22 protein-coding genes are annotated in these 25,074 nt (G+C 73.0%); 12 read left to right on the plus strand and 10 right to left on the minus strand.

Annotated elements, in window-relative coordinates:
- Position 1 precedes the first annotated feature (1 nt).
- Positions 2-1,381: an aldehyde dehydrogenase family protein gene (locus tag ACZ6EM_RS01725; RefSeq protein ID WP_465771362.1), complete on the minus strand. Its 1,380-nt coding sequence runs from the start codon at positions 1,379-1,381 to the stop codon at positions 2-4.
- A gap of 3 nt (positions 1,382-1,384) precedes the next feature.
- The gene (locus ACZ6EM_RS01730; RefSeq protein ID WP_452177290.1) at positions 1,385-2,779 is read right to left on the minus strand and encodes a glutamine synthetase family protein; all 1,395 of its coding nucleotides are present in this window, start codon (positions 2,777-2,779) and stop codon (positions 1,385-1,387) included.
- A 165-nt stretch (positions 2,780-2,944) separates the two neighbouring features.
- Here ACZ6EM_RS01730 and ACZ6EM_RS01735 point away from each other — a divergent pair, with 165 nt between their 5' ends.
- From ACZ6EM_RS01735 to ACZ6EM_RS01755, 5 genes are all read left to right on the plus strand, one after another.
- Positions 2,945-3,673: a gamma-glutamyl-gamma-aminobutyrate hydrolase family protein gene (locus tag ACZ6EM_RS01735; RefSeq protein ID WP_465771363.1), complete on the plus strand. Its 729-nt coding sequence runs from the start codon at positions 2,945-2,947 to the stop codon at positions 3,671-3,673.
- Positions 3,674-3,867: 194 nt separating this feature from the next.
- Positions 3,868-4,938 (plus strand): cation diffusion facilitator family transporter, encoded by a 1,071-nt coding sequence (locus ACZ6EM_RS01740; RefSeq protein ID WP_465771364.1) that lies wholly within the window; start codon positions 3,868-3,870, stop codon positions 4,936-4,938.
- 59 nt (positions 4,939-4,997) lie between these two features.
- A complete protein-coding gene (locus ACZ6EM_RS01745) occupies positions 4,998-5,900 on the plus strand; it encodes a 5'-3' exonuclease (protein WP_465771392.1) in 903 nt (300 codons plus the stop codon).
- A gap of 155 nt (positions 5,901-6,055) precedes the next feature.
- Positions 6,056-6,850: a hypothetical protein gene (locus ACZ6EM_RS01750; RefSeq protein ID WP_452177287.1), complete on the plus strand. Its 795-nt coding sequence runs from the start codon at positions 6,056-6,058 to the stop codon at positions 6,848-6,850.
- Positions 6,847-7,197 (plus strand): winged helix-turn-helix domain-containing protein, encoded by a 351-nt coding sequence (locus tag ACZ6EM_RS01755; RefSeq protein ID WP_401053050.1) that lies wholly within the window; start codon positions 6,847-6,849, stop codon positions 7,195-7,197. Before ACZ6EM_RS01750 ends, ACZ6EM_RS01755 begins: the two co-directional genes overlap by 4 nt.
- A 94-nt stretch (positions 7,198-7,291) precedes the next feature.
- On the opposite strand, the gene ACZ6EM_RS01760 is transcribed toward ACZ6EM_RS01755, so the two are convergent.
- Positions 7,292-7,981: a hypothetical protein gene (locus ACZ6EM_RS01760; protein WP_465771365.1), complete on the minus strand. Its 690-nt coding sequence runs from the start codon at positions 7,979-7,981 to the stop codon at positions 7,292-7,294.
- 152 nt (positions 7,982-8,133) lie between these two features.
- On the opposite strand from ACZ6EM_RS01760, the gene ACZ6EM_RS01765 reads away from it, so the two are divergent.
- From ACZ6EM_RS01765 to ACZ6EM_RS01775, 3 genes are all read left to right on the plus strand, one after another.
- Positions 8,134-8,460: a hypothetical protein gene (locus ACZ6EM_RS01765; RefSeq protein ID WP_401053054.1), complete on the plus strand. Its 327-nt coding sequence runs from the start codon at positions 8,134-8,136 to the stop codon at positions 8,458-8,460.
- A 13-nt stretch (positions 8,461-8,473) separates the two neighbouring features.
- On the plus strand, positions 8,474-9,142 hold the full coding sequence (locus ACZ6EM_RS01770) for a YdcF family protein (protein ID WP_465771366.1): 669 nt from the start codon (positions 8,474-8,476) through the stop codon (positions 9,140-9,142).
- 147 nt (positions 9,143-9,289) lie between these two features.
- Positions 9,290-9,538: a hypothetical protein gene (locus ACZ6EM_RS01775; protein ID WP_401053056.1), complete on the plus strand. Its 249-nt coding sequence runs from the start codon at positions 9,290-9,292 to the stop codon at positions 9,536-9,538.
- Positions 9,539-9,716: 178 nt separating this feature from the next.
- Here ACZ6EM_RS01775 and ACZ6EM_RS01780 read toward each other — a convergent pair whose 3' ends face one another.
- The gene (locus ACZ6EM_RS01780) at positions 9,717-12,572 is read right to left on the minus strand and encodes a DEAD/DEAH box helicase (protein WP_465771393.1); all 2,856 of its coding nucleotides are present in this window, start codon (positions 12,570-12,572) and stop codon (positions 9,717-9,719) included.
- Positions 12,573-12,730: 158 nt separating this feature from the next.
- Positions 12,731-13,903, minus strand: coding sequence for an aminotransferase class V-fold PLP-dependent enzyme (locus tag ACZ6EM_RS01785; protein ID WP_465771367.1), 1,173 nt, complete (start codon positions 13,901-13,903; stop codon positions 12,731-12,733).
- A gap of 151 nt (positions 13,904-14,054) precedes the next feature.
- Between ACZ6EM_RS01785 and ACZ6EM_RS01790 the strand changes: the two genes are divergently transcribed.
- The 3 genes from ACZ6EM_RS01790 to ACZ6EM_RS01800 all read left to right on the plus strand — a co-directional run bounded on the left by ACZ6EM_RS01790 (position 14,055) and on the right by ACZ6EM_RS01800 (position 18,907).
- The gene (locus tag ACZ6EM_RS01790) at positions 14,055-16,121 is read left to right on the plus strand and encodes a S9 family peptidase (RefSeq protein WP_465771368.1); all 2,067 of its coding nucleotides are present in this window, start codon (positions 14,055-14,057) and stop codon (positions 16,119-16,121) included.
- Between the two features lie 85 nt (positions 16,122-16,206).
- Complete coding sequence (locus ACZ6EM_RS01795; RefSeq protein WP_465771369.1) at positions 16,207-16,386, plus strand: hypothetical protein; 180 nt, start codon at positions 16,207-16,209, stop codon at positions 16,384-16,386.
- 154 nt (positions 16,387-16,540) lie between these two features.
- Entirely contained in the window at positions 16,541-18,907 is a 2,367-nt protein-coding gene (locus ACZ6EM_RS01800; RefSeq protein WP_465771370.1) for an immune inhibitor A domain-containing protein, read from the plus strand.
- Between the two features lie 135 nt (positions 18,908-19,042).
- On the opposite strand, the gene ACZ6EM_RS01805 is transcribed toward ACZ6EM_RS01800, so the two are convergent.
- Positions 19,043-20,500, minus strand: coding sequence for an MFS transporter (locus ACZ6EM_RS01805; protein WP_465771371.1), 1,458 nt, complete (start codon positions 20,498-20,500; stop codon positions 19,043-19,045).
- A gap of 46 nt (positions 20,501-20,546) precedes the next feature.
- Between ACZ6EM_RS01805 and soxR the strand changes: the two genes are divergently transcribed.
- Positions 20,547-21,020 carry a redox-sensitive transcriptional activator SoxR gene (gene soxR / locus ACZ6EM_RS01810; RefSeq protein ID WP_387693053.1) on the plus strand — a complete coding sequence of 158 codons (474 nt, stop codon included), beginning with the start codon at positions 20,547-20,549 and terminating at the stop codon, positions 21,018-21,020.
- A 109-nt stretch (positions 21,021-21,129) separates the two neighbouring features.
- On the opposite strand, the gene ACZ6EM_RS01815 is transcribed toward soxR, so the two are convergent.
- The 4 genes from ACZ6EM_RS01815 to ACZ6EM_RS01830 are packed head-to-tail and all read right to left on the minus strand — an operon-like array spanning position 21,130 to position 25,074.
- On the minus strand, positions 21,130-22,131 hold the full coding sequence (locus ACZ6EM_RS01815) for an ABC transporter ATP-binding protein (RefSeq protein WP_359901083.1): 1,002 nt from the start codon (positions 22,129-22,131) through the stop codon (positions 21,130-21,132).
- Complete coding sequence (locus ACZ6EM_RS01820; protein WP_380544636.1) at positions 22,131-23,129, minus strand: ABC transporter ATP-binding protein; 999 nt, start codon at positions 23,127-23,129, stop codon at positions 22,131-22,133. Before ACZ6EM_RS01820 ends, ACZ6EM_RS01815 begins: the two co-directional genes overlap by 1 nt.
- Positions 23,129-24,115, minus strand: a complete 987-nt coding sequence (locus ACZ6EM_RS01825; protein ID WP_401043885.1) for an ABC transporter permease — start codon at positions 24,113-24,115, stop codon at positions 23,129-23,131. Before ACZ6EM_RS01825 ends, ACZ6EM_RS01820 begins: the two co-directional genes overlap by 1 nt.
- On the minus strand, positions 24,112-25,074 hold the full coding sequence (locus ACZ6EM_RS01830) for an ABC transporter permease (RefSeq protein WP_401043883.1): 963 nt from the start codon (positions 25,072-25,074) through the stop codon (positions 24,112-24,114). Before ACZ6EM_RS01830 ends, ACZ6EM_RS01825 begins: the two co-directional genes overlap by 4 nt.

Raw genomic sequence — 25,074 nt, forward strand, 5'->3', positions numbered from 1 at the left:
GTCACTCCTCGCTGTGGATGAAGACGTTCTTGGTCTCGGTGAAGTGGCGCAGCGCGTCCGGGCCCAGCTCGCGGCCGACCCCGGACTCGCCGTAGCCGCCGAAGGGCGTCCAGTAGCGCACCGAGGAGTGCGAGTTGACCGACAGGTTGCCCGCCCGTACGCCGCGGGCCAGGCGCAGCGCCCGGCCGACGTCCCGGGTCCAGATCGAGCCGGCCAGGCCGTAGCGGGTGGCGTTGGCCAGGCGCACCGCGTCGGCCTCGTCGGTGAACGGCAGGACGGCGGCGACCGGGCCGAAGATCTCCTCGGTGACGGCCGGGACCTGCGGGTCCTCGGGGCCGACGACCGTCGGCGGGTACCAGTAACCGGGCCCGTCCGGGACCTTGCCGCGGGCCAGCACCGGCAGGTCGGGGGTGAGGTAGGAGGCCACCCGGCGGACCTGGGCGGCCGAGATCAGCGGGCCGAGCTCCGTCTGCGGGTCGGTCGGGTCGCCGGTGCGCAGGCTCTCGACGGCGGGCAGCAGCAGGGCGAGGAAGTCCTCGTACACCTCGCGCTGGACCAGGATCCGGCTGCGGGCGCAGCAGTCCTGGCCGCTGTTGTCGGCGAAGGACATCGGGTCGGCGGCGCGGGCCAGGTCGGCGTCGGCGAAGACGATGCTGGGGCTCTTGCCGCCGAGTTCCAGGGTGACCCGCTTGGCGCGGGCGGCGCAGCGGGCGGCGACCTCCTTGCCGACGACGGTCGAGCCGGTGAAGACGATCTTGCGGACGGCCGGGTGGTCCACCAGGGCCCGGCCGGTGGTGGTGCCCGCGCCGGGGACGACCTGGAACAGGCCCTCGGGCAGGCCCGCCGCGAGGCCGAGTTCGGCCAGCCGCAGAGCGGTCAGCGGAGTGGCCTCGGCGGGCTTGAGCAGGACGGCGTTACCGGCCGCGAGGGCGGGGGCGACGCCCCAGGCGGCGATCGGCATCGGGAAGTTCCACGGTGCGATCACCCCGACCACGCCGACCGGCTCGTGGAAGGTCACGTCCAGGCCGCCGGCCACCGGGATCTGCCGGCCGGTCAGCCGCTCCACTCCCCCGGCCGCGTACTCCAGCAGGTCCCGGACGTTGCCGGCCTCCCAGTGGGCGTTGGCCGGCAGGTGGCCGGCCTCCGCCACCTCCAGGGCCGCCAGCTCGGGGACGTGCGCCTCGACCTGGTCGGCGAACCGGCGCAGCAGCCGGGCACGTTCGCCGGGGGCGAGCGCCGCCCAGCCGGTCTGGGCCCCAGCCGCCCGCCGGACGGCCGCGTCCAGCCGTTCGGGGGCGGTGTCGGGGACGGTGGCGAGCACCTCGCCGGTGGCGGGATTGCGGACGGTGCTGCTCCCGGCGCTCGCGTCGGGCTCGGTCATGCGTCACATCCGTTCGAAGGATCGATAGCGCTCCCAGTCGGTGACCGCCCCGTCGTAGGCGGCCTGCTCGACCCGGGCCATGTTCAGGTAGTGCTCGACCACGTCGTCGCCGAAGGCCTCGCGGGCCAGTGCGCTGCCCGCCCACAGCTCGGCCGCCTCGCGCAGCGATCCGGGCACCCGGACGTACTCCTCGACCGCGTAGGCGTTGCCGAGGCAGGGCGCGGGCAGGTCCAGCTTGCGCTGCAGCCCGTGCAGGCCGGCCGCGATCATCCCGGCCACCGCGAGGTACGGGTTGACGTCGCCGCCGGGCACCCGGTTCTCCATCCGCAGGCCGGGGCCGTGGCCGACCACCCGGTAGGCGCAGGTGCGGTTGTCCCGGCCCCAGGCGACCGCGGTCGGGGCGAAGGAGCCGGGGCGGTAGCGCTTGTAGGAGTTGATGTTCGGCGCGTACAGCAGGCTGAACTCGCGCAGCGCGACCAGCTGGCCGGCCAGGAAGTACCGCATGGTGTCCGTCATCCGGCCGTCCCGGTCGGCGAAGGCGGGGGCGCCGACGGCGTCGCGCAGCGAGAGGTGGATGTGGCAGCTGTTGCCCTCGCGCTCGTCGTACTTGGCCATGAAGGTGAGCGCGCAGCCGAGCTGGGCGGCGATCTCCTTCGCGCCGGTCTTGTAGACGCTGTGCTGGTCGCAGGTGGTGAGGGCGTCGGTGTAGCGGAAGGCGATCTCGTGCTGGCCGAGGTTGCACTCGCCCTTGGCGGACTCCACCACCAGGCCGGCGCCGGCCATCTCGGTGCGGATCCGGGACAGCAGCGGCTCGACCCGGGCGGTGCCCAGCATCGAGTAGTCCACGTTGTAGAGGTTCGCCGGGGTCAGGCCGCGGTAGCCGCCCAGCCAGGCCTGCTCGTAGGTGTCGCGGAAGACCAGGAACTCCAGTTCGGTGCCGATGTCGGCGGCCAGGCCGTGCTCGGCGAGCCGGGCGATCTGGCGGCGCAGCAGCTGGCGCGGGGCGGCGTCCACCGGGTGGCCGCCGTGCCGGGCGAGGTCGGCGGTGACCTGGGCGGTACCGGGCTGCCAGGGGGTCAGCCGCAGGGTGCCGAGGTCGGGGCGCATCGCGAAGTCGCCGTAGCCGGTGGCCCAGGAGGAGAAGGCGTAGCCGTCCACGGTGTTCAGGTCGACGTCGACGGCCAGCAGGTAGTCGCAGGCCTCGGCGCCGTGCTCGGCGACCTCGTCGAGGAAGAACCGGGCGGCGAAGCGCTTGCCCTGGAGGCGGCCCTGCATGTCGGTGAAGGCGAGCGCGACGGTGTGCACCTCGCCGGAGTCCACCAGGGTGCGCAGCCCGTCCAGGGTCAGCGGCGGCCGGGCCGGCGAGCCGGCGGCGGCCTGTTCGGGCAGTTCGGACATGCCGAACCCTCCTCCTCGATCACTCTTCGAGATCAAGCGGTCACAGCGAACCGTACGGCCTGCGACTCGCGGGGCGGAAGAGGGCGGGTGGGTGTCGGGTGCCCGTGGCGCGCCGACGCGCGTGGCTGACGGTGGATCAGGTGCCCCGGGGGGAGAATGCGCGCCATGGATCGCAGGCCTTTGATCGGCGTCAGCACCTACCTGGTGGACGCGAGTTGGAGCGATTGGCGGGGCCGCCGGGTGGCCCTGCTGCCCGAGCGGTACACCGCGCAGGTCCGGGACTCGGGCGGGATCGCGGTCCTGCTGCCGCCGGACGTCCCGGAGCGCGCCCCGGAGGTGCTGGCCCGGCTGGACGGCCTGGTGATCGCGGGCGGGCCGGACATCGACCCGGCGTACTACGGGCAGCCGGCCCATCCGGCGACCGAGATCGAGTCGCCGGAGCGGGACGCCTGGGAGGTCGCGCTGCTGCGGTCGGCGCTGGCGGCGGGGATGCCGCTGCTGGCGGTCTGCCGGGGCATGCAGATCCTGAACGTGGTGTGCGGCGGGACGCTGGTGCAGCACCTGCCGGACGTGGTGCCGGCGGACGTACACGGCGGTTCGCCCGGGCTCTACGGCTCGCACCCGGTGCGGCCGGTGCCGGGGACGCTGCTGGGCGGGCTGCTGCCGGAGAGCGAGCTGGAGGTGCCGACCTTCCACCACCAGGCCGTCGACCGGCTGGGGGCCGGCCTGCGGGTGAGCGCCCACGCGCCGGACGGGACGGTGGAGGCGGTGGAGGGTCCGGGGTTCACGCTCGGGGTGCAGTGGCATCCGGAGCAGGGGGAGGACCTGCGGCTGATGCGGGCCCTGGCCCGGGCGGCCACCGCGGCGGTCCTCGACCCGCTGGCACTGGGGTAGCACAACTGGGCATGAGGGAACGGGAGTTCGGCCCGCTGGGCGGCTGCGGAGTGCGCCGGGTCCGGCCGCCCGGACGGGAACGACAACGGTCACCAGTACAACCTTTGGATCTTTGTCGATTCTGCGGTTCACTTCGGTTGCGGGGCGGTCGCGCCACGCCCCCTTTCCCACCCGTGCGCCCAGAGAGGACCTCCATGGCCGGGCACGAGCATTCGCACGATGATCATGCGCATGACCAGAAGCACTCGCACGGCTCCGGCGGACACTCCCACGGCCCCGGAGGGCACGGGCACGGCGGCCACTCGCACGGCGTAGCCGCCGACGCGGACCGCCGCTGGCTGCTCAGCGCCCTCGCCCTGATCGTCGTCTTCATGGCCGGCGAGGTCGTGGTCGGCTTCGCCGCCCAGTCCCTGGCGCTGATCTCGGACGCGGCCCACATGCTCACCGACGCCGCCTCGATCGTGCTCGCGCTGATCGCCATGCGGCTCGCCGCCCGCCCGGCCCGCGGCGGCTACACCTACGGCCTCAAGCGCGCCGAGATCCTCTCCGCGCAGGCCAACGGGGTCACCCTGCTGGTGCTGTCGGCCTGGCTGGGCTACGAGGCGATCACCCGGCTGCTCGAACCGCCGGAGGTCACCGGCTCACTGGTGCTGATCACCGCACTGGTCGGGATCGTGGTCAACCTGGCCGCCACCTGGTGCATGTCCAAGGCCAACCGCAGCTCGCTGAACGTCGAGGGCGCCTTCCAGCACGTGCTGACCGACCTCTACGCCTTCATCGCCACCGCCGTCGCCGGTGCGGTCGTACTGATCACCGGCTTCGCCCGGGCCGACGCGATCGCCTCGCTGATCGTCGTCGCCCTGATGCTCAAGGCCGGCATCGCGCTGGTCCGGGACTCCGGGCGGATCTTCCTGGAGGCCGCCCCGGCGGGGATCGACCCGGACGCGGTGGCCGACCGGATGGTCACCGAGCCGCTGGTCGAGGAGATCCACGACCTGCACATCTGGGAGATCACCTCCGGTCAGCCCGCCCTGTCCGCGCACATCCTGGTCACCCCCGGCGGCGACTGCCACGCGGTGCGGCGCTCCCTGCAGCGCCGGCTCTCGGAGGAGTACGGCATCACCCACTCCACCCTCCAGGTCGACCACGTCGGCGAGGACGAGGCGGGCGCGCTGCTGCAGATCACCACCCCGGCCGACTCCACCGTCGAGCACTGCGCCGACGCCCACGGCCCGGTCCACCGCGCCGGACCGCACGAGCACTGACAACACCCGCCCGTCACCGCGGTGCGGCATGATGCTGAGTCGTGACCGCACCGCGACTGATGCTGCTCGACTCCGCCAGCCTGTACTTCCGGGCCTACTTCGGCGTACCGGACACCCTGCGATCGCCGCAGGGTGAGCCGGTCAACGCCGTCCGTGGGCTGCTGGACTTCATCGCCAGGCTGGTCCACGACCACCGGCCCGACCAGTTGGTGGCCTGCATGGACGCCGACTGGCGCCCCCAGTGGCGGGTGGACCTCATCCCCTCCTACAAGACCCACCGGGTCGCCGAGGCGGCCGAGGACGGCGAGGAGGAGGTGCCCGACACGCTGGCCCCGCAGGTCCCGGTGATCGAGCAGGTGCTGGACGCGCTCGGCATCGCCCGGGTCGGCTCCCCCGACTACGAGGCGGACGACGTGATCGGCACCCTCACCGCCCGCGCCGCCGGGCCGGTGCAGATCGTCACCGGCGACCGCGACCTCTTCCAGCTGGTGGACGACGCCCGCGGGATCACGGTGCTCTACCCGGTCAAGGGCATGGGCAACCTCCAGGTCACCGACGACGCGCTGCTGCTGGAGAAGTACGGCGTGCGCGGCGCCCAGTACGCCGACATGGCCGCCCTGCGCGGCGACCCGTCGGACGGCCTGCCCGGCGTCAAGGGCATCGGCGAGAAGACCGCCGCCCAGCTGATCAACGAGTACGGCGACCTCGCGGCCATCCGCACCGCCGCCCTCGACCTCGGCTCCAGGCTCACCCCGGCCCGCCGCCGCAACATCGTCGAGGGCGCCGGCTACCTCGACGTCGCCCCCAAGGTCGTCCGCGTCGCCGACGACGCCCCCCTGCCGGCCTTCGACCCGGCCCTCCCCCGCGAGCCGCTCTACCCGATGACCCTGGAGGAGCTCTCCGCCCGCTGGGGCCTCGGCACCTCCCTGGACCGCGTCCTGGAGGCCCTCGCCACCCGCTGAGCCCGAATCCTCCCAGGGCCCGCACGTTCGCGTCGAACGTGCGGGCCCTCGGCGTTCCCGGGGCCTGCCGTCCCCAAGTGCCCTTGACGGCAGATCACTTTGCGATGCAAAGTTCATGGCACAGCAAAGCGATTGTGCGCGACAAGGGGTGGATCATGACGACAGAGCACCGGGCCGGGCCGGCCGAACTCCTCGCCGAGACGGAAGGGCTCCGGGCCCGGACCCGAACACGGCTGCGCGGCTCGGGGGTGCCACTGCTCGGGTTCGGCCTGCTCGCCCTGGCCGCCGCGCCGATCTCCGGCCAGGCCTACAACTTCGGCGCCAACGGGCGGTCCGTCACGTCCTATCCGCTCTTCGCGTACTCCGAGCTCATCGGCCTCTGCGTCCCGCACGCACCGGACGCCCCGTGCCTCGCCGGCGAGTTCGACGGAGCCGTCCTCCGCTTCCTGGCCTGGGGCGTCTGGTACGCGCTGCTCCCGCTCGCCTGGCTGGTGCTGTCCCGCTGGTACCGGCGGCGCGGCGAGGCCCGCGGGATCGTCCCGCGCCGTGTCGGCTGGCTCGGCACCGCGGTCGGCCTCGGCATCCTGGCCACCACCGTGCTGCTCGCCCTGCTGTTCGTGAACCGCGTGCCGTTCGCCCTGTCCCTGCTCGCGAACACCTACGCCTCGCCCTGGTACGTGGCCGGCATCGGCCTGATCGTCCTCGGGCTCGCCGAGCGCAGCCCCCTGGCGGCCTCCGCCGGACTCCTCCACACGGCACTGCTCACCGCCTACCTCGCGGCACCGTGGGAGAGCGGCTGGCTGCCGTGGCTCGACCGGGGCGACGGCGGCTGGGCCGACGGCCCGCAGCCGAAGGCCCTGCTCCTGGCGGCGGTCCTGCTCGCCGCCGGGCTGGCGCAGTGGACGGCGGCCCGCCGCACACCGGGGGCATCCCGTACGGTCACCTCATGAGCGTTGCCGACGAAGCCGGGGAGCAGCACCCGACCCTGGCCCTGGACGACACCGTCCACCAGCGGGTCCGGCTGGGCATCCTGACCATCGCCCGCGAGGCCGACCGGGTCGAGTTCGGCTTCCTCAAAGAGCAGTTGGGCGCCACCGACGGCAACCTGTCCCGCCACCTCAAGGTCCTGGAGGAGTCCGGCCTCGTCGCCGTCGCCAAGGGCTACGTCGGACGCCGCCCCCGCACCTGGGTCTCCCTCACCGCCCGCGGCGCCGAAGCCCTGGACCGCGAACTGCGCGCCCTGCGCGCCCTCGTCCGCCGCCTCGACGCCGCCGGGCCCGGACACCCCCGGGCGTAGGAAGTCGACCGGGCCGACTTCCTACGCCGCCGGGCCGGCGGCCTCGCTCGGGTCGAGCGAGGCCGCCAAGGCCCCACCAGCCAGGGCCCGCCACTCAGGCGGCAGCGCCGTACTCGCGCGTCAGCCTCCGGACCTCGGCATCCTTGAAGGCCTGCACCTCCTCCACGATCCCGCTCTTCGGCAGCTTGGCCAACGGAACGCAAAGGTCCATCCGCTGGATGCAGACGCCCACCATGTACTCCCCCTGCTCGGTGAGGTACAGGCGGATGCCGTAGTAGCCCTCCTCACAGTCCGTGTCGTTGTTGAACCGGCACGACGCGCAGGTGTCGGGGAGCCGCACGGGCAGCAGCCGCTTGACGTAGACCGCCCGGCTGCCGAGCGCCCGATAGAGGGTGCGCTCGTCGGAGGTGCCGGCGGTGAACGTCCGGAGCACCGGTTCCGCGCCGACCCGGGCCAGCACTTCGGAGATCGCCGCCACCGACTCCGGCCCGTGCTGGATGCTGGTGAGCATCCGCACGTCCGCGAACTGGCCGTACGACTCGACCAGGTTGACGACCCGGTCCACGTGCGCCATTCCGGGAACGACGATGTTCACGGACACCTTGACGCCGTCGGCAACGGCGGCCCGGACGGTCTGCTCCGCAGCGCGGATCTTCGTCCCGGCCAGACCCGCTGACCTGAACCGCTCGGACTGGACGGCCCCGAGTTCCTCGGCGGTCGTGCCGAACACCGAGACGTTGATCCGGTTGAGTCCGGCCGCCGAGGCCGACAGCGGGCCGAGCAATGCACCCTGATCACGGCGGAGGTCGCCCACCTTTCCGGTGACGTCCGCCTCAGCACACGGGATCGGACTCGGGCGGCCCTGTGGGTGGGAACCTCGCTCGACAAGCAGGGCGAGCACGAACAGGCCATCGGCATCGCCGAGTCGGCGATCCGGTGTTCGAGAACCTGGGTGAGGTGGAGGACTGGGCGACAGGGAACCAGAAGCTCGCGCTCGCGTACCGCGGTGTGGGGAATCTCGGCGAGGCAGTGCGGTTGATCGAGGTGGCGAGGACGAACACCAACGGTTCGGCGCCCATGCAGGACGTGCGGCTGACCACCGCGCACGGGCACATCCCGCTGACCGATCGCGCGACGGCCGGGGAAGGGTTCGCTCTGCTGGACAGGGCCGAGGTGATGGCGGACAAGTACGGTATGACCCACCAACGAAGGAGCATCCGAGGCATCCGATCTGAATTCCAGCGAGCACGGTGCCTTCAGTGAGTGGGAGAAGAACGTGGCGGACGCGCAGCAGCGCGAGATCACCGACTGGCAGTGGGCGGACGCCACGCTGATCTGGGAATACCACCGGATGGGGCACGAGCGGCGGCCGTGCGATGTGGCGATCGGCCTGGGCTGCCATGACCTTGGCGTGGCAGCCGAGACGGCGATGCTGTATCTGGACGGCCTGGTTCAGAAGGTCGTGTTCACCGGTGGGCCGAACCCGTCCCGGCCGGAGCTCTTCCCCCGCGGTGAGGCCGTGCACTTCACCGAGCACGCCATCGCCCTCGGGGTTCCCGAGCAGGCGATCCACCAGGAGCCCCGTGCCCGCAACACCGGCCAGAACATCCAGTTCTCCCGTGAGGTCCTGGAGGCCGCCGGCGTCGAGGCACGGTCGGTGCTGCTCGTGAGCATGCCCTACATGGAGCGCCGGGCATACGCGACATGCCGCAAGGTGTGGCCGGAGGCTGAGGCGGTATGCACCTCGACCCCGATGAACCTGAACGACTACGTGAAAAGCATCGGCGACGGCCAACTCGTGATCGACAGCCTCGTGGGCGACCTCCAGCGGGTGATCGAGTACCCGAGGCATGGGTTCGCCGTCGCCCACGATGTTCCGGAGACGGTCCTTGATGCGTACCAGCGGCTTCTGGCCGACGGATTCGACAGCAAGATCCTCAGCTGACGCGGCACCGCCCTCCGGGCTGGTGTGCGACGCAGCGTCCGCCGGGTGGAACACGTCCTTCGCGGACGTTACGGGGTCAGTCCCTTCTGGACTCGGTTGGCGGCGGACCCAACGGGGCTCCTGACGCTCTTCAGGAAAACCGACCGGATGGCGGAGATCGCCGAAGCATCCACCCTGCTACTGCTCCGTGTCCTCGGCTGGTCGGGCACGGCGTTCATGACCGAACGGATCGAGCTGCGGCAGTTCGCCGTACCGACCACCGGAGTGTGGGCCGGTGCCCGGCAGGTCAGCGCACTGCACAGCCTGATGGTTCATGGACCCGACGTCGTGAAGAGAGTCCTCGAAGCTCGGGCGTCAACCAACCAGCCGTTTCTGCGCAGGAAGTCGGCGGGGTGACTTCCTGCGCAACACCATGAAGGCGAAGCGGCGAGGCGAAGCCGAAGCCGGCGGGAGGGTGGGGGTGGGGAAGCACCACGGGGCAGGCCTGGTGCTTCCCCACCCCTTCATCCTCATCACTGGGAAGCGAAAGGGCCCGCGCGCTCGGGTGAGCGGGCGGGCCCCTTCGGGTGTCCGGCTAGCCCACGGAGGAGTAGGCGATGATGCCGCGGCGGAGGCCGTCGACGGCCTTGCGGGCGGTCCGGCGGAGTTCGACGTCCTCGCTGGCGGCGTCCTGGATCTGGCCCAGGACGTCGATCAGCTGCTTGGTCCAGCGGACGAAGTCGCCGGCCGGCATGTCGGCGTCGCGCAGGACCTGGTCGAGGTTGTGGCCGAGCGCCCAGCGGTAGGCGACCCAGGCGAAGCCGAGATCGGGCTCGCGCTGGCCGACGCCCTCCGCGGTGTTGATCCGGTGCTGCTCCTCCAGGGCGTCCAGGTGGCCCCAGATCCGGACCATCTTGCCGAGCGCCTCCTTGGCCGCGCCCTCCGGCACCCGGGGGGCGCCGGCGTCGTCGGACTGGCGGGCCTCGTACACCAGCGCCGAGGCGCAGGCGGCGAGTTCGGCGGCGGCCAGGCCGCTCCAGACGCCCTCGCGGATGCATTCGGAGGCGAGCAGGTCGAGCTCGCCGTACAGCCGGCCGAGCCGCTTGCCGTCGTCGGTGACGGTGTCGCCGTGCAGGTAGCCGAGGTCGGTGAGCAGTCCGCAGACCCGGTCGAAGGTGCGGGCGATGGTGTGGGTGCGCGAGCGCATCCGGCGTTCCAGCAGTTCGGTGTCGCGGTGCAGCCGGTGGTAGCGCTCGGCCCAGCGGGCGTGGTCCTCGCGGTCGGAGCAGCCGTGGCAGGGGTGCTGGCGCAGTTCGGTGCGCAGCCGGGTGATCTCCGGGTCGTCGGCGGCAGCCGCGCGGCCGCGCCGGAACCGCTCGGGCTCCAGGTGACCGGCCTTGGTGCGCAGGGCCGAGGCGAGGTCGCGCCGGGACTGCGGGCTGCGCGGGTTGAAGGACTTGGGGATGCGCAGCCGTTCGATCGCGACGACCGGGTGCGGGAAGTCGATCATGGCGAGCCGCTTGACCTGCCGCTCGGCGGTGAGCACCACCGGGCGGGGGCCGTCCTGGTAGTCGGGGTGGCGCGGGCCGCCCCGGCCGGAGCGGTTGACCGGCGGCAGGCCCGGGTCGAGGACCAGGGCGAGGCCGGCGAACTTGCCGGTGGGCACGTGGATGACGTCGCCCGGCTTGAGCTGCTCGATGGACTCGACGGCGGCCGCGCGGCGCTGGCTGCTGCCCTCGCGGGCCATCTCGTTCTCGCGGTCCTTGAGCCGGCGGCGCAGCTCCATGTACGCGTCGAAGTCGCCGAGGTGGCAGGTCATCGACTCGCGGTAGCCCTCCAGCCCCTCCTCGTTGCGCTGCACCTGGCGGGCGATGCCGACCACCGAGCGGTCCGCCTGGAACTGGGCGAAGGAGGTTTCCAGCAGCTCGCGCGAGCGGTGCCGGCCGAACTGGGAGACCAGGTTGACGGCCATGTTGTAGGAGGGCCGGAACGAGGACTTCAGCGGGTAGGTGCGGGTGCCGGCCAGGCCGGCCAGCGCCTCGGGGTCGAGGCCGCGCTGCCAGAGGACCACGGCGTGGCCCTCGATGTCGATGCCGCGCCGCCCGGCCCGGCCGGTGAGCTGGGTGTACTCGCCGGGGGTGATGTCGGCGTGGGTCTCGCCGTTCCACTTGACGAGCTTCTCCATGACCACCGAGCGGGCGGGCATGTTGATGCCGAGCGCCAGGGTCTCGGTCGCGAAGACGGCCTTGACCAGGCCCTTCACGAAGAGCTCCTCGACGACCTCCTTGAACCGGGGCAGCATCCCGGCGTGGTGGGCGGCGATGCCGCGCTCCAGCCCGTCCAGCCACTCGAAGTAGCCGAGGACGTGCAGGTCCTCGTCGGGGATGTCGGCGCAGCGCTCCTCGACGATCGCCCGGACCCGGGCGCGGTCCGCGTCCTTGTTGAGCCGCAGGCCGGAGCTGAGGCACTGCTGGACGGCGGCCTCGCAGCCGGCCCGGCTGAAGATGAAGGTGATCGCGGGCAGCAGGCCCTCGGCGTCGAGCCGGTCGATGACGTCCACGCGGCTCGGCGTCCAGACCCGGCCGGGCCGGCCGTTGGGCATCGAGCGGCCCCGGCCGCGGCCGAAGCGGTCGCGCGGGTTGCGGTCGAGCTCGGAGCGGGCGAGCCGGACCAGCTCGGGGTTGACGGCCTTGCCGGGGTTCTTCAGGTTGTGCTTGGGGCGGCCGTCGCGGTCGGGGTCGGCGAACAGGTCGTACATCCGGTTGCCGGCCATCACGTGCTGCCACAGCGGCACGGGGCGGGTCTCGGAGACGATCACCTTGGTGCCGCCGCGCACGGTGTCCAGCCAGTCGCCGAACTCCTCGGCGTTGGAGACGGTCGCGGAGAGCGAGACGAGGGTGACCGACTCGGGGAGGTGGATGATGACCTCCTCCCAGACGGCGCCGCGGAGGCGGTCGGCGAGGTAGTGCACCTCGTCCATCACGACGTAGCCGAGGCCGTCGAGGGTGCTGGAGCCCGCGTAGAGCATGTTGCGCAGCACCTCGGTGGTCATCACCACCACGGGTGCGTCGCCGTTGACGGTGTTGTCGCCGGTGAGCAGGCCGACCTTGGCGGCGCCGTAGCGCTTGACCAGGTCCCCGTACTTCTGGTTGGAGAGCGCCTTGATCGGCGTGGTGTAGAAGCACTTGCGGCCCGCGGCCAGGGCCAGGTGCACGGCGAACTCGCCGACGATGGTCTTCCCGGAGCCGGTGGGGGCGGCGACCAGGACGCCGGATCCGGCCTCCAGCGTCTCGCAGGCCTCCAGCTGGAAGTCGTCCAGCGGGAAGTCGTAGAGCTGCTGGAAGCCGTACAGGGCGGTGGCCTGCTCCTTGGCCCGGCGACGGCTGGCCGCGTACGCCTCGGCGGGGCTGAGCTCCTGGTCGTCCTGGGGCTCTGGATCGGGGGTGTTCATCGCCGTCCGGGTGTGGTTGGTGTGATCTCGCATCTCAGCGAGAGGTTACCCGGGAGGAGTGACATCGATAGCACCGTTTTTCCGTGACCTGGACGACCGGGACCACCGGGACCACCGACGGCCGGCCCCGGCCCCATCCCCGGCCCCGGCCCCGGGACTCAGCCCTTCAGCAGCTCCACCAGCCCGTCCGCCAGCCGCTCGTACTCCTCCGGCCGGTTGTACAGCTGCGCGCTGACCCGCAGCACCCCGCCGCCGGCCCACGGGCGGACGGCGATCCGGGTGCCGAGCCGGTGCCACACCTCGGCCATCAGCGCCTTCACCTGCGGCTCGGTCTCGCCGAACCCGTCCGGCAGCCGGACGGTGCTCATCCAGACCCCGGGGGTCGCGGGCAGCGGCGCCAGGCCGGCCCGCTCGGCCAGCACCCGGCGGCCGTACGCGGCGAGGGCCGTGTTGTGGGCGGCGACCTCCGCGTGGCCGAGGTCGCGCAGCAGTTCGAAGCCGGCCGGGGCGGCCAGCCAGGGGGTGTAGTCGCAGGTGCCGCGCCACTCCACGTTGCCCGGGAAGCCCTTGTCGTGCTCCCAGGACAGTGCCAGCGGGCGCACCCGGCCGGTCCACTCGGGGCGGACGGCGAGCACGCCGGTGGCGCGCGGGGCGAAGGCCCACTTGTGCAGGTTGCCGAACCAGAAGTCGGCGTTCGGATCGATCGGGGCGGGCAGCATGCCGGGGGCGTGGGCACCGTCGACCACGGTGGTCACGCCGCGGGCGCGCAGGTCGGCGAGCAGGGCCGGGCCGGCCACCAGGCGGGCGGTGGGCGAGGTCAGCTGGTCGAGGATCGCGACGGTGGTGCGTCCGTCCACGGCGGCGAGCACCGCCTCCCGGACGGCCTGCTCGTCCGGGGCGTCCAGCGGCACCTCGACGACCACCACGTCGGCGCCGGTCTCGGTGGCCTTGCGGACCGCGGCCCGGGTCACCGCGCCGTAGCCGTGGTCGGTGACCAGGATCCGGTCGCCGGGGGCGAACGGGATGCTGTCCAGGGCGATCGCGACCGCCTCGGTGACGTTGGCGACCAGGGCGAGCCGGTCCGGGTCGGTGTCCAGCTCGGCGGCGAGAAGGGCGCGGGCGGCGGCGATCCGGGCGGGGAGGTCGGCGAAGAAGCCGTCCGGGTCCCGCTCGTGCTCGGTGCGCAGCCGCTCCTGCGCCCGCTGCACCGGGACGGGAACGGCGCCGAACGAGCCGTGGTTCAGGTGCGCGGTCCGCGGGGACACGCTGAACAGCCGGTCGGCGGCGGGCAGGGGGGCCGGGGGTTCGGCGGTCCGCAGGTCCTCGGTCACGGTTTCCTCCGCTGGCCGGCGCACCGGTGGTCGGCGCGCCGGTGGCTCGACGTCTCGGCGGGCCGGTCGACACCGGCACGCTCACTGATGTGTGACATTTCACATGACAGACTACTGGTCGGGGCCCACACCTCGCGACCACCATCGGGCCGTGACCAACACCGACGCCTTCCTTGCCCTCAGCGCCCGTACCGGCCGGTTCGCCTTCGGCGCGCCGCGTGCGTACACCCTCGCCGAGGACGGTACCCGGCTGCTGCTGCTCCGCTCCACCGGTCCGGAGGATCCGGTCGACCGCCTCCACCTGCTCGACACCGCGACCGGCGAGGAGCGCCTGGTCGCCGACCCGGCCGCGCTGCTGCCCGGCCGCACCGGCCGCCGCGACGACCTGCCCGTCGTCGAGCGCCGGCTGCGCGAGCGCACCCGGCTGGTCGCCGCCGGCATCGGCACGTACGCCGCCACCGCCGACCTCGCCACCGCCGTCTTCACCCTGGACGGCCGGCTGTTCCGCACCGACACCACCGCCGGCACCAGCGACGAACTCCCCGTCGCCGGGCCCGCGTTCGACCCCCGGCCGGACGCCACCGGGCAGCGCGTCGCCTACGTCGCCGAGGACGCCCTGTACGTCACCCCGGCCCTCGAACCGTTCTCCCCCGCCGACGGCGCCCGCTGGGGCGTCGCCGAGTTCGCCGCCGCCGAGGAGCTCGGCCGCGCCCGCGGCCACTGGTGGCGCCCGGACGGCGGCGCGCTGCTGGCCGCCCGGGTGGACGAATCCGCCGTCCCCCGGCGCTACTTCGCCGACCCGGCGCACCCCGGCGAGGCACCCGAGGACTTCGCCTACCCGCAGGCCGGCGGCCCCAACGCGGACGTCCAGCTCTGGGTGCTCGGCCTCGACGGCACCCGGGTCCGACTGCGGTGGGACGCCGCGGAGTTCCCGTACGTCTGCGCCGCCTCCTGGGCCTCCACCGAGGAGGTGCTGCTCACCGTCGCCGACCGCCTCCAGCAGAACGTGCTGCTGCTGAGCGCCGACCCGGCCACCGGCACGAGCACCGAACTCTCCCGCACCACCGACGAGTTCTGGGTGGACGACCTGCCCGGCACCCCCGCCCGGCTGGCCGACGGCCGGCTGCTCACCGTCCACGACACCCCGCAGGCCCGCGGCCTCGCGCTGGAAGGCAAGCCCCTGGACACCACCGGCCTGCAGATCCGCCGGGTCGTCGGCCGGCTGAACGGCCGACTGCTCTGCGAGACCGGCGAGGGCGACCCCTTCGACCAGTACGTCCACCTGGTCGACCCGGACGGCGGCGCCCCCGAGCCGCTCGCCTCCGGCCCCGGCACCCACACGGCCCTCGCCACCGCCGACACCCTGCTGCTCACCTCGGCCGGCCCGGAGGGCGTGCGGCGCGTCGTCAGCCGCGACGGCCGCGAGCTGCCGCTCACCGACCACAGCGCCGCGCTGCCCCACCGGGTGGAGCCGCGACTCGCCCGGGTCACCGGGCGCGCCCTGCCCAGCGCCGTGGTCTACCCGCGCGACCACGTCCCGGGCCGGCGGCTGCCCGTCCTGCTGGACGTCTACGGCGGGCCCGGCTACCAGGCGGTGGCCAACGAGCCGCGCCGCTGGCAGCTCAAGCAGTGGTGGGCCGACCAGGGCTTCGCGGTGGTCACCGTCGACAACGGCGGCACCCCGTTCGTCTCCCCCGCGTTCACCCGCACCATCTTCCGCCGCTTCTCCCAGGTGGCGCTGGACGACCAGGTCGACGCCCTGCACGCGCTCGCCGAACAGCACCCGGACCTCGACCTCGGCCGGGTGGGCGTGCGCGGCTGGTCCTACGGCGGCTACTTCGCGGCGCTCGCCGTCCTGCGCCGCCCGGACGTCTTCCACGCCGCCTGCGCGGGCGCCCCGCCCACCGACTTCCGGCTCTACGACACCGCGTACACCGAGCGCTACCTCGGCCTGCCGCAGGACAACCCCGAGGGCTACGCCGACGACTGCCTGATCACCGACGCGCCCGGCCTGGCCAGGCCGCTGCTGCTGATCCACGGGCTGGCCGACGACAACGTCCACCCCTCGCACACCCTGCTGCTCTCCCAGGCGCTCACCAGGGCCGGCCGGCCGCACAGCGTGCTGCCGCTGCCCGGGGCCACCCACATGACCCCGGGCGGCCTGATGGAGCAGCTGGCCGAGGCCGAACTCGCCTTCCTGCGGGCGTCCCTGGGGTAGTCCTTTGCACCGCCCGGGCCGGGCTGCGACGCTCCGCACGATCGCCGCCCGGGCCGGGCGGGCCAGTACGACGGGGAGAACGCGGATGAGGATCGACCGACCCGGCCCGGTCGGGCGGCGGCAGTGGACGCCACTGACCGCGGGCAACGCCGGACTCGCCTCCGGGCTGGAGCTCGCCCTGCACGCCACCGGGCGGAGCACCCTCGCGCTGGTCCACGGCGCACTGGTGGTGGTCAGCGTGGCCCTGGAATACACCACCGGCTGACGGTCCGGCAGGCCAAGGGCGTCGTACCTCCTGGTGCGGCGCCCTTCCGCTTGCTCCACACCTCTTCCACGTGACCCGTCACATGTGAAATATTACCTGCGCTTCACCGACTGATGACCTGAAGGACCCCCATCCCCCCGAAAGGACCGGTCAGTTGCGCAGACTGTCCGCCGCCCTCGCCGCCGCGCTCACCACCGGCGCGATAGCGGCCACCCTGCTGGGCACCCCCGCCCAGGCCGCACCCCCGACCCCCGCCACCCTCGCCGCGGCCCAGGCCGACGCCGAACAGGGCGCCGAGGCCCCGCCCGCCCCGCTGGCCCCGCAGGAGCGCGAGCGCCAGGCGCTGCGCGGCAAGGCCCTGGAGCAGCTCAACAAGGGCTCCGTCGCCAAGAGCGCCGGCAAGCGGGCCCCGGCGAAGGTGAAGATCGGCAACGACTACGTCCAGCTCGCGCACCAGCGCACGGACAAGGTCTTCGTGATCCTCGCCCAGTTCGGCGACGAGGTGGACACCACCACCCAGTGGAACGGCCAGCCCCGCTACGGCGGCACCCCCGGCCCGGCCCACAACCTGATCCCCAAGCCGGGCAAGGACGACAACCACACCCTGTGGTCGCAGGACTTCAACCGCGACTACTACCAGAAGCTGTTCTTCGACGACTCGCCCGGCGCCGTGTCGATGCGCAACTACTACCGCACCCAGTCCTCCGGCCGGTACGACGTCGAGGGCACCGTCAGCGACTGGGTCACCCTCCCGTACAACGAGGCCCGCTACGGCAGCAACAAGGGCCCGCAGGGCTCCGGCGCCTGGACCCAGGGGCAGGAGTTCGTCCGGGACGCCGTCAAGGCCTGGTACGACGGCGAGATCGCCAAGGGCCGCTCCGCCACCGACATCAAGTCGCAGCTCGCCCAGTACGACGTCTACGACCGCTACGACCACGACAAGGACGGCGAGTTCGCCCAGCCGGACGGCTACCTGGACAACGTCGTCGTGGTGCACGCGGGCGTGGACGAGACCTGGGGCGGCGGCGCCCAGGGCGCCGACGCACTGTGGGCGCACCGCAGTTGGACCTTCCCGGACGCGACCGGGCAGACCGGCCCGGAGGGCAACAAGATCGGCGGCGCCCCCGTCGGCGACACCGGCCTGTACGTCTACGACTACGTCCAGGGGGGCGAGAACAGCGGCGTCGGCCTGTTCGCCCACGAGTACGGCCACAACCTCGGCCTGCCCGACCTCTACCCCACCAACGGCGGTGACAACAGCGTCAACTTCTGGTCGCTGATGTCCTCCGGCTCGTACCTGGGCAAGGGCCCGAACACCACCGGCGGCTACCCCGGCGACCTCGACGCCTGGAGCAAGCTGCAGTTCGGCTGGCTCGACTACGACGAGGCACAGGCCGCCACCCGCTCCACCCACGCCCTCGGCGTGAGCAGCTACAACACCGACCAGGCCCAGGCCGTCCTGGTCCACCTGCCGGACGGCACCACCCGCACCGACCTCGCCGACCCGTACGAGGGCGCCAGGCAGTGGTGGAGCGACACCGGCGACAACCAGGACAACTCCCTGACCCGGGACGTCGACCTGCGCACCGCCGCCGGTCCGGCCGCCCTGGACGCGGCGGTCTGGTACGACACCGAGCAGGACTACGACTTCCTGACCGTCGAGGCCTCCACCGACGAGGGCAAGCACTGGACCGCCCTCGGCGGCACCGTGGACGGCGCCCCGATCGGCAACACCAGCGCCAACACCCCCGGCCTGAGCGGCGCGTCCGGCGCCTACAAGCAGCTGCACATCCCGCTGGACGGCTACCTCGGCCGGCAGGTCCGGCTGCGCTTCCACGTCACCTCGGACAGCAACACCCACGGCCGGGGCGTCCTGGTGGACGCCGTCAAGGCCACCGCCGGCGGCGCCGAGCTGTTCACCGACGGCGCCGAGAACGGCGCGAACGGCTGGACCGCCAACGGCTTCACCGCCATCGACGGCCGCACCGCCGTCAAGCAGCACCCGCGCGCGTACCTCGCCGAGAACCGCCGCTACACCGGCTACGGGGCGTTCCTGAAGACCGGCCCGTACAACTTCGGCTACAGCGGCGTCGCGGGCAAGGCCAACGTGGTGGACAACTACCCGTACCAGGAGGGCGTCCTGATCTGGCTGTGGGACACCTCGTACGGTGACAACAACACCAAGGACCACCCCGGCGGCGGGCTGATCCTGCCGATCGACGCCCGCCCGGCGCCGATCCGCTTCGCCGACGGGACGCTGGTCAACGGGCGGGCGCAGACCTACGACGCGACCTTCTCGCTCAAGCCGACCACGCCGTTCACCCTGCACAAGGGCGGCGTCGCGGTGCGCATCCCGTCGAAGCCGGCCGTCCCGGTCTTCAACGACCGCACCGGGGTCTACGGCGATCCGGCCACGCCGCAGCTGACGGTGAAGGTGCCGGACACCAACACGAAGATCGAGGTCGTCCGGGAGTCCCAGGGCGGGAAGATCACCACCGTCCGGGTGGGCCCGGCCTCCTGAGCCGGGAAGCCCCGTGGAAGCGGCCCCGGATCCCCCCGACGACAAGGGATCCGGGGCCTGCTCGTACCCGCCGCGGCGGGGCCCGCTCGTGCCCCGCTCGTGCCCGCCACGAGGCCCGCTCGTACCCGCCGCGGCTCAGCGCCCGAGGCTGCGGGCGGTGCGCGCGGCGGTGGCCACCCCGAGGGCGGTGATCGCGGCGATCCCCAGGGTCATGTACCGGGCCGAGTCGACCGGGGTGTCCCCGCCCAGGTTGACCAGGGTGCCGGCCAGCGCCGAGGTCACCGAGAAGGCGATCAGCTGGGTGGTGTTGATCGCCGCGGCCGCCTTGCCGCCCTCCGCCGGGTCGCCGCTGCTGCGCATCGCGGCCACGCTCAGGTGCGGGAAGGCCAGGCCTATCCCGGTGCCGGCGCCGAACAGCGCCACCGCCCACAGCAGCACCCGGGGCCCGGAGGCGTGCCCGGTCTGCGTCAGCCCGTAGACCAGCAGCCCGCCGACCAGCACCAGCGGTGCGACGCGGATCGCCAGGGCCCGGCCGCGGGCCGTCCCGATCCCGACGCTGAACAGCTGGGCGGTGGTCCAGCCGGCCGAGGTCGTGGCCCCGAGGAACCCGGCCACCAGCGGGGAGAGGCCGCCCAGCTGCTGGCCGAACAGCGGGATGAAGTTCTCCGTCACCACGCCCGCGCAGAGCACCGCGACGGTCAGGTAGAGCCACTTCAGCGGGTTGCCGGCCCGGTAGGTCTGCTGCGGCAGCACCGTGGCCGCCCCGCGCCGCTCGGCCGCCACGAAGCCCACCAGCAGCGCCAGTCCGGCGAGCAGGCACAGGGCCGTCGGCCAGCCGCTCGGCACCGTCGAGCTGATGCTGAAGGCGGCGGCCGCCAGGGTGAGCAGCAGCAGCGAGGGCAGCGGCACCGGGCCGCTGCCGTGCCCCGCGCCGGGGCGCCCGGGCAGCACCCGGCGGGCCAGGACCGCCAGCACCAGCGCGGCGGCCACCAGCAGGACGTACGCCCCGCGCCAGGCGCCGAGCTGGGCGAAGAGCCCTCCCAGCGACGGTCCGACCAGGGTTCCGACGCCCCACATCGCGGAGACCAGCCCGGCCGCGCGGGTCCACAGCCGCTCCGGCAGGGCGCTGCGGATCACGGCGTAGCCGAGCCCGGCCACCAGCCCGCCGCCGAGGCCCTGCACCACCCGGCCGAGGATCAGCACCGCCATCGACGGGCTGAGCGCGTTGACCACCGCGCCGGCGCCGAAGACCAGGAAGCCCAGCACGTAGGCCCGGGCGGCGCCGAGGCGGTCCAGCAGTCGGCTGACCAGCATCGAGGCGATGACGGCGGCCATCAGGAAGCCGGTGGCCACCCACGCGTAGTACCGCTCGCCGCCGATGTCGGCGACGATCGAGGGCATCAGGGCGGCGGTGAAGTAGAGGTTCATCGCGTACAGCGCGACGCCGCCGGCCAGGATCGAGGCGGAGGCGGCGTAGCGGCGGGAGAAGAGTTCGCGCCACCCGCCGGGGGCTCCCGCGGACGGCGACTCCGACGGGTAACTATCCAGCTCGGCGGTGGTGGTGTCGTTGTCGACGGCAGCTGATTCGGTCACGTCCGGTACGCTAGGACTTCAAGAGAACTTGAAGTCAAGGAGCGCCATGACCACCGCGCCGGTCGATCTGCTGAGCGTCGGCGAGGTGGCCCGGCGGGCCGGGATCGCGACCTCGGCGGTGCGCTTCTACGAGGACCAGGGGCTGATCTCCTCCGAGCGCACGACGGGCAACCAGCGGCGCTACCGGCGGCACGTGCTGCGCCGGATCTCGCTCATCCTGGTCGCCAAGCGGCTCGGCATCCCGCTCTCCGAGGTCGCCGAGGTGTTCACCGGCCTGCCCGAGGACCGGATGCCCGGCAAGCACGACTGGGAGCGGATCTCCCGGCGCTGGGCCGAGCAGCTGCGCGCCCGCCGGGCCGAGCTGGAGCGGCTGGAGGACGAACTGACCGGCTGCATCGGCTGCGGCTGCGTGTCGCTGCGCCGCTGCCGGGTGCTCAACCCGGGGGACGAGCTGGCCGCCGAGGGGCCCGGCCCGCGGCGACTGCTGCCGGAGGAGGGCCTGCTGCCCGCCGAGGAGTGAGCGGGCAGCAGGAGCGGGCGCGGGAAAGTGGGCGGGGAAAGGGTGGAACCCGGCCGGACGCGGCCCTCGCAGGGTTCCCCGCCGCGTCCGACCGGGGGCTTGTGCGGCCTCAGGCCTCCGGGAAGTGGCAGGCGGCCTGCCGCTCGCCGGGCCCGGCGATCCTCAGCAGCGGCCGCTCGGTCCGGCAGATGTCCTGGGCCTTGGGGCAGCGCGGGTGGAAGGTGCAGCCGGGCGGCGGGTCGGCCGGGCTCGGCGGGTCGCCGAGCAGCACGATCCGCTCCCGGTTGCGCTCCGCCTCCGGGTCGGGCAGCGGGACGGCGGACAGCAGCGCCCTGGTGTACGGGTGCGCGGGAGCGCCGTACACCTCGGCCTTGTCGCCGATCTCCACGATCCGGCCCAGGTACATCACCGCGACCCGGTCGCAGACCCGCTTGACCACCGAGAGGTCGTGCGCGATGAACACGTACGCCAGCCCCAGCTCCTTCTGGAGCCGCTCCATCAGATTGACCACCTGGGCCTGGATGGAGACGTCCAGCGCGGAGACCGGCTCGTCGGCGATCACCAGCCGCGGCGAGGTGGCCAGCGAGCGGGCGATGCCGATGCGCTGGGCCTGGCCGCCGGAGAACTCGTGCGGGTAGCGGTCCAGGTGCTCGGGGATCAGCCCGACCAGCTCCATCAGCTCGCCGGCCCGCTTGCGCGCGTCCGCCGCGCTCCCGCCCTGGACCAGCAGCGGCTCGGAGATGATCCGGGCCACCGTCTGGCGGGGGTTGAGCGAGGAGTACGGGTCCTGGAAGACCATCTGGAGGTCGCGCCGGTGCGGGCGCAGCCGGGCCTGGGAGAGCCCGCCGATCTCGGTGCCGTCGAAGGTGACGGTGCCCGAGGTCGGGTCGAGCAGCCGGACGATCATCCGCCCGGTGGTGGACTTGCCGCAGCCGGACTCGCCGACCAGGCCGAGCGTCTCGCCCGCGCCGACGTCGAAGCTCACCCCGTCCACCGCCCGGATCGGCGCCCCGGGCCGGCCGGTGCGGCCGCGCCGGCCGGGGAAGGTCTTCACCAGGTCCCGGACGGACAGCAGCGGCGCGGTCGCGCCCTTGGTCGACGGTGTGGTCATCACAGCACCCCTTCCGGCACCAGCGGCAGGTGGCAGGCGGCCTGGTGGCCGGGGGCGAGCCGGTCGAGCACGGGGCGCTCGGCCAGGCAGCGGGTGTGCTCCTCGGCGGACGCCGCGGTGGTGCGGGCGCAGCGCGGGGCGAAGGAGCAGCCGGGGGCGGGGGCGATCAGCGACGGCGGGCTGCCGGGGATGGCCCGCAGCGGGGCGTCGTCGGCGTCGTCCAGGCGCGGCAGCGAGTCCAGCAGGCCGCGCGTGTACGGGTGCGCGGGCTGCGCGAACAGCCGGTCCACCGGGGCCTGTTCGGCGGCCCGGCCGCCGTACATGACCAGCACCTCGTGGGCGACCCGGGCGACCACGCCGAGGTCGTGGGTGATCATCACGACGCCGAGGCCGCGCTCCTGCTGGATCCGGGCGATCAGGTCGAGGATCTGCGCCTGGACGGTGACGTCGAGGGCCGTGGTGGGCTCGTCGGCGATCAGCAGCTCGGGCTCGCAGGCGAGCGCCATGGCGATCATGACGCGCTGGCGCATGCCGCCGGAGAACTGGTGCGGGTACTCGTCGACCCGGCGGGCCGGCTCCGGGATGCCGACCTCGGCCAGCATCTCCACCGCCTTGGCCCGCCCGGCCTTGCGGTTGGCCTTGAAGTGCACCCGGTAGTGCTCGGCGATCTGCTCCCCGACGGTGTAGAAGGGGTGCAGGCTGGACAGCGGGTCCTGGAAGATCATCGCGATCCGGCGGCCCCGGACGGTGCCCAGCTCCCGCTCCCCGAGCCCGTTCAGCTCCTGCCCGTTCAGCCGGATCGAGCCGGTGACGGCGGCGCCGCGGTGCAGGCCCATGACGGCGAGCGAGGTGACGGACTTTCCGCTGCCCGACTCGCCGACCAGCCCGAGGGTGCGCCCGGCCTCGACGGCGAAGGAGATCCCGTCCACCGCGCGGACGGTGCCGCGCGGGGTGTCGAAGGCGACCTTGAGGTCCTCGACCTCCAACAGCCTGGTCATCAGTACCTCACTCTCGGGTCGACGAACGCGTAGAGCAGGTCGACCAGCAGGTTCGCCGCGACGATGAAGAAGGCCGCGAGCAGGGTGACCCCGAGGATGACGGGCTGGTCGGAACGGGCCAGGCCGTCGTAGAACAGCCGGCCGACGCCGGGCAGGCCGAAGATCGACTCGGTGATGACCGCGCCGGCCAGCAGGCCGCCGAGGTCCATGCCGAAGATGGTCAGGATCGGCGTCATCCCGGCGCGCAGCCCGTGCTTGACGGTCACCGTCCGCGGCGGCAGGCCCTTGGCCCGGGCGGTGCGGATGTACGGCTCGGCCATCGCCTCGATCATCGAGTTGCGACTCTGCCGGGCGTACATGGCCGCGTACAGCAGGGCCAGCGCGATCCACGGCAGCAGCAGGTTGGAGCCCCACTCGAAGGGGTTCTCGGTGAACTTGTGGTACGAGGGGTAGGGCAGCAGCCCGACCGTCCTGACGACGCCCCAGATCAGCATGATCGAGGTGAAGTAGACCGGCAGCGAGGCGGCGCCGACGGACAGCACCATCAGCGTCTTGTCGACCGGTCGGCCCTTGCGCAGCGCCGAGGTGACGCCCGCGCCGAGGCCGAGGAGCAGCCAGAGCACGGCCGCGCCGAGGGCCAGCGAGACGGAGACCGGCAGCCGGTCGGTGAGCAGGTCCCAGACCGGCAGCCCGTACTCGTAGGAGTAGCCGAGGCAGGGGAAGCCGCAGTGCACCGCGCTGGGGCCGGAGCCGTAGTCGCGGCCGGCGAAGATGCCGCCGAGGTAGGCCAGGAACTGCTCCCAGACCGGCTTGTCCAGGCCCATCGCCGCCTTGACGTCGGCGAGCCGCTCGGGGCTGCAGGTCTTGCCGCAGGCGGCCGCGGCCGGGTCGTTGGGCAGCAGGTAGAAGATGGTGAAGGTGATGGCGCAGATGGCGAGCAGGATGCCCGCCACACCGAGCAGGCGGCGGCCGAGGTAGAGGATCACGACCGGCCTCCCCGGGGGTCGAGGATGTCCCGCAGCGCGTCCCCGAGCAGGGTGAAGGCGAGCACGGCGACGAACAGGAAGGCGGTCGGGATCAGGAAGTAGGTCGGGTCGGTCTCGTAGTGCACGATGCTCTCGGCGATCATCTGGCCCCAGGACGCGGTCGGCGGGCGGACGCCCACGCCGAGGTAGCTGAGCGCGGCCTCGGTGGCGATCATGCCGGGGATGAGCAGGGTGGTGTAGGCGATGATCGGGCCGGAGACGTTCGGCAGGATCTCGCGGGTGAGGATCCGCCAGGAGCGCGCCCCGCCGACCTTGGCGGCCTCGACGTACTCGCGGTGCTTGAGCGAGAGGGTCTGGCCGCGCACCACCCGGGCGATGCCGGGCCAGGTGAACAGCCCGATCACCAGGGTGATCAGCAGGATCCGGTTGACGTCCTTGGCCACCGACATCATCGCGATCATGAAGATCAGCGAGGGGAAGGACATCGTGAGGTCCATCAGCCGGGACAGCAGGGTGTCGACGCGGCCGCCGAAGTAGCCCGCCGCGATGCCGGCCAGGGTGCCGGTGATCACGACGACGGCGGTCGCGGTGAAGGCGATCAGCAGGGAGACCTGCCCGCCGTGCAGCACCCGGGCGAACAGGTCGCGGCCGCTGCCCGGCTCGACGCCCAGCCAGTGCCGGGCGCTGATGCCGCCGAAGTCGCCCCTGGGCACGCCGCCCAGGTACGGGTCGATGGCGCGCTTGTCGAACTCCTCGGGGGTCCAGCCGCCGAGCGCGCTGAGCGGCCCGGCCAGCGCGGTGACCAGGACCAGCACGCCGACGGTGATCAGCCCGAACCGGGCCGGGCCCTTGGCCCACAGCTGGTCCCAGACCAGCCGCCAGGGCCCGCGCCCGGCACTCTTCTTGGCGCCCCCCGCCGCGGCGTCGGCCACGGCGGAGGGCTCAGTGGTGGTACTCAT

The organism is Kitasatospora sp. NPDC041917 (genome assembly GCF_055589745.1).

Excerpts from the sequence above, each read along its gene's own strand:
- ACZ6EM_RS01775 (WP_401053056.1), top strand. The coding sequence starts at position 9,290 with ATGGCGGAGATCGCCGAAGCATCCACCCTGCTACTGCTCCGTGTCCTC.
- ACZ6EM_RS01815 (WP_359901083.1), bottom strand. The coding sequence starts at position 22,131 with ATGACCACACCGTCGACCAAGGGCGCGACCGCGCCGCTGCTGTCCGTC.
- ACZ6EM_RS01820 (WP_380544636.1), bottom strand. The coding sequence starts at position 23,129 with ATGACCAGGCTGTTGGAGGTCGAGGACCTCAAGGTCGCCTTCGACACC.
- ACZ6EM_RS01725 (WP_465771362.1), bottom strand. The coding sequence starts at position 1,381 with ATGACCGAGCCCGACGCGAGCGCCGGGAGCAGCACCGTCCGCAATCCC.
- ACZ6EM_RS01740 (WP_465771364.1), top strand. The coding sequence starts at position 3,868 with ATGGCCGGGCACGAGCATTCGCACGATGATCATGCGCATGACCAGAAG.
- ACZ6EM_RS01780 (WP_465771393.1), bottom strand. The coding sequence starts at position 12,572 with ATGAACACCCCCGATCCAGAGCCCCAGGACGACCAGGAGCTCAGCCCC.
- soxR (WP_387693053.1), top strand. The coding sequence starts at position 20,547 with ATGACCACCGCGCCGGTCGATCTGCTGAGCGTCGGCGAGGTGGCCCGG.
- ACZ6EM_RS01830 (WP_401043883.1), bottom strand. The coding sequence starts at position 25,074 with ATGAGTACCACCACTGAGCCCTCCGCCGTGGCCGACGCCGCGGCGGGG.
- ACZ6EM_RS01795 (WP_465771369.1), top strand. The coding sequence starts at position 16,207 with ATGAGGATCGACCGACCCGGCCCGGTCGGGCGGCGGCAGTGGACGCCA.
- ACZ6EM_RS01750 (WP_452177287.1), top strand. The coding sequence starts at position 6,056 with ATGACGACAGAGCACCGGGCCGGGCCGGCCGAACTCCTCGCCGAGACG.
- ACZ6EM_RS01730 (WP_452177290.1), bottom strand. The coding sequence starts at position 2,779 with ATGTCCGAACTGCCCGAACAGGCCGCCGCCGGCTCGCCGGCCCGGCCG.
- ACZ6EM_RS01755 (WP_401053050.1), top strand. The coding sequence starts at position 6,847 with ATGAGCGTTGCCGACGAAGCCGGGGAGCAGCACCCGACCCTGGCCCTG.
- ACZ6EM_RS01735 (WP_465771363.1), top strand. The coding sequence starts at position 2,945 with ATGGATCGCAGGCCTTTGATCGGCGTCAGCACCTACCTGGTGGACGCG.
- ACZ6EM_RS01745 (WP_465771392.1), top strand. The coding sequence starts at position 4,998 with ATGCTGCTCGACTCCGCCAGCCTGTACTTCCGGGCCTACTTCGGCGTA.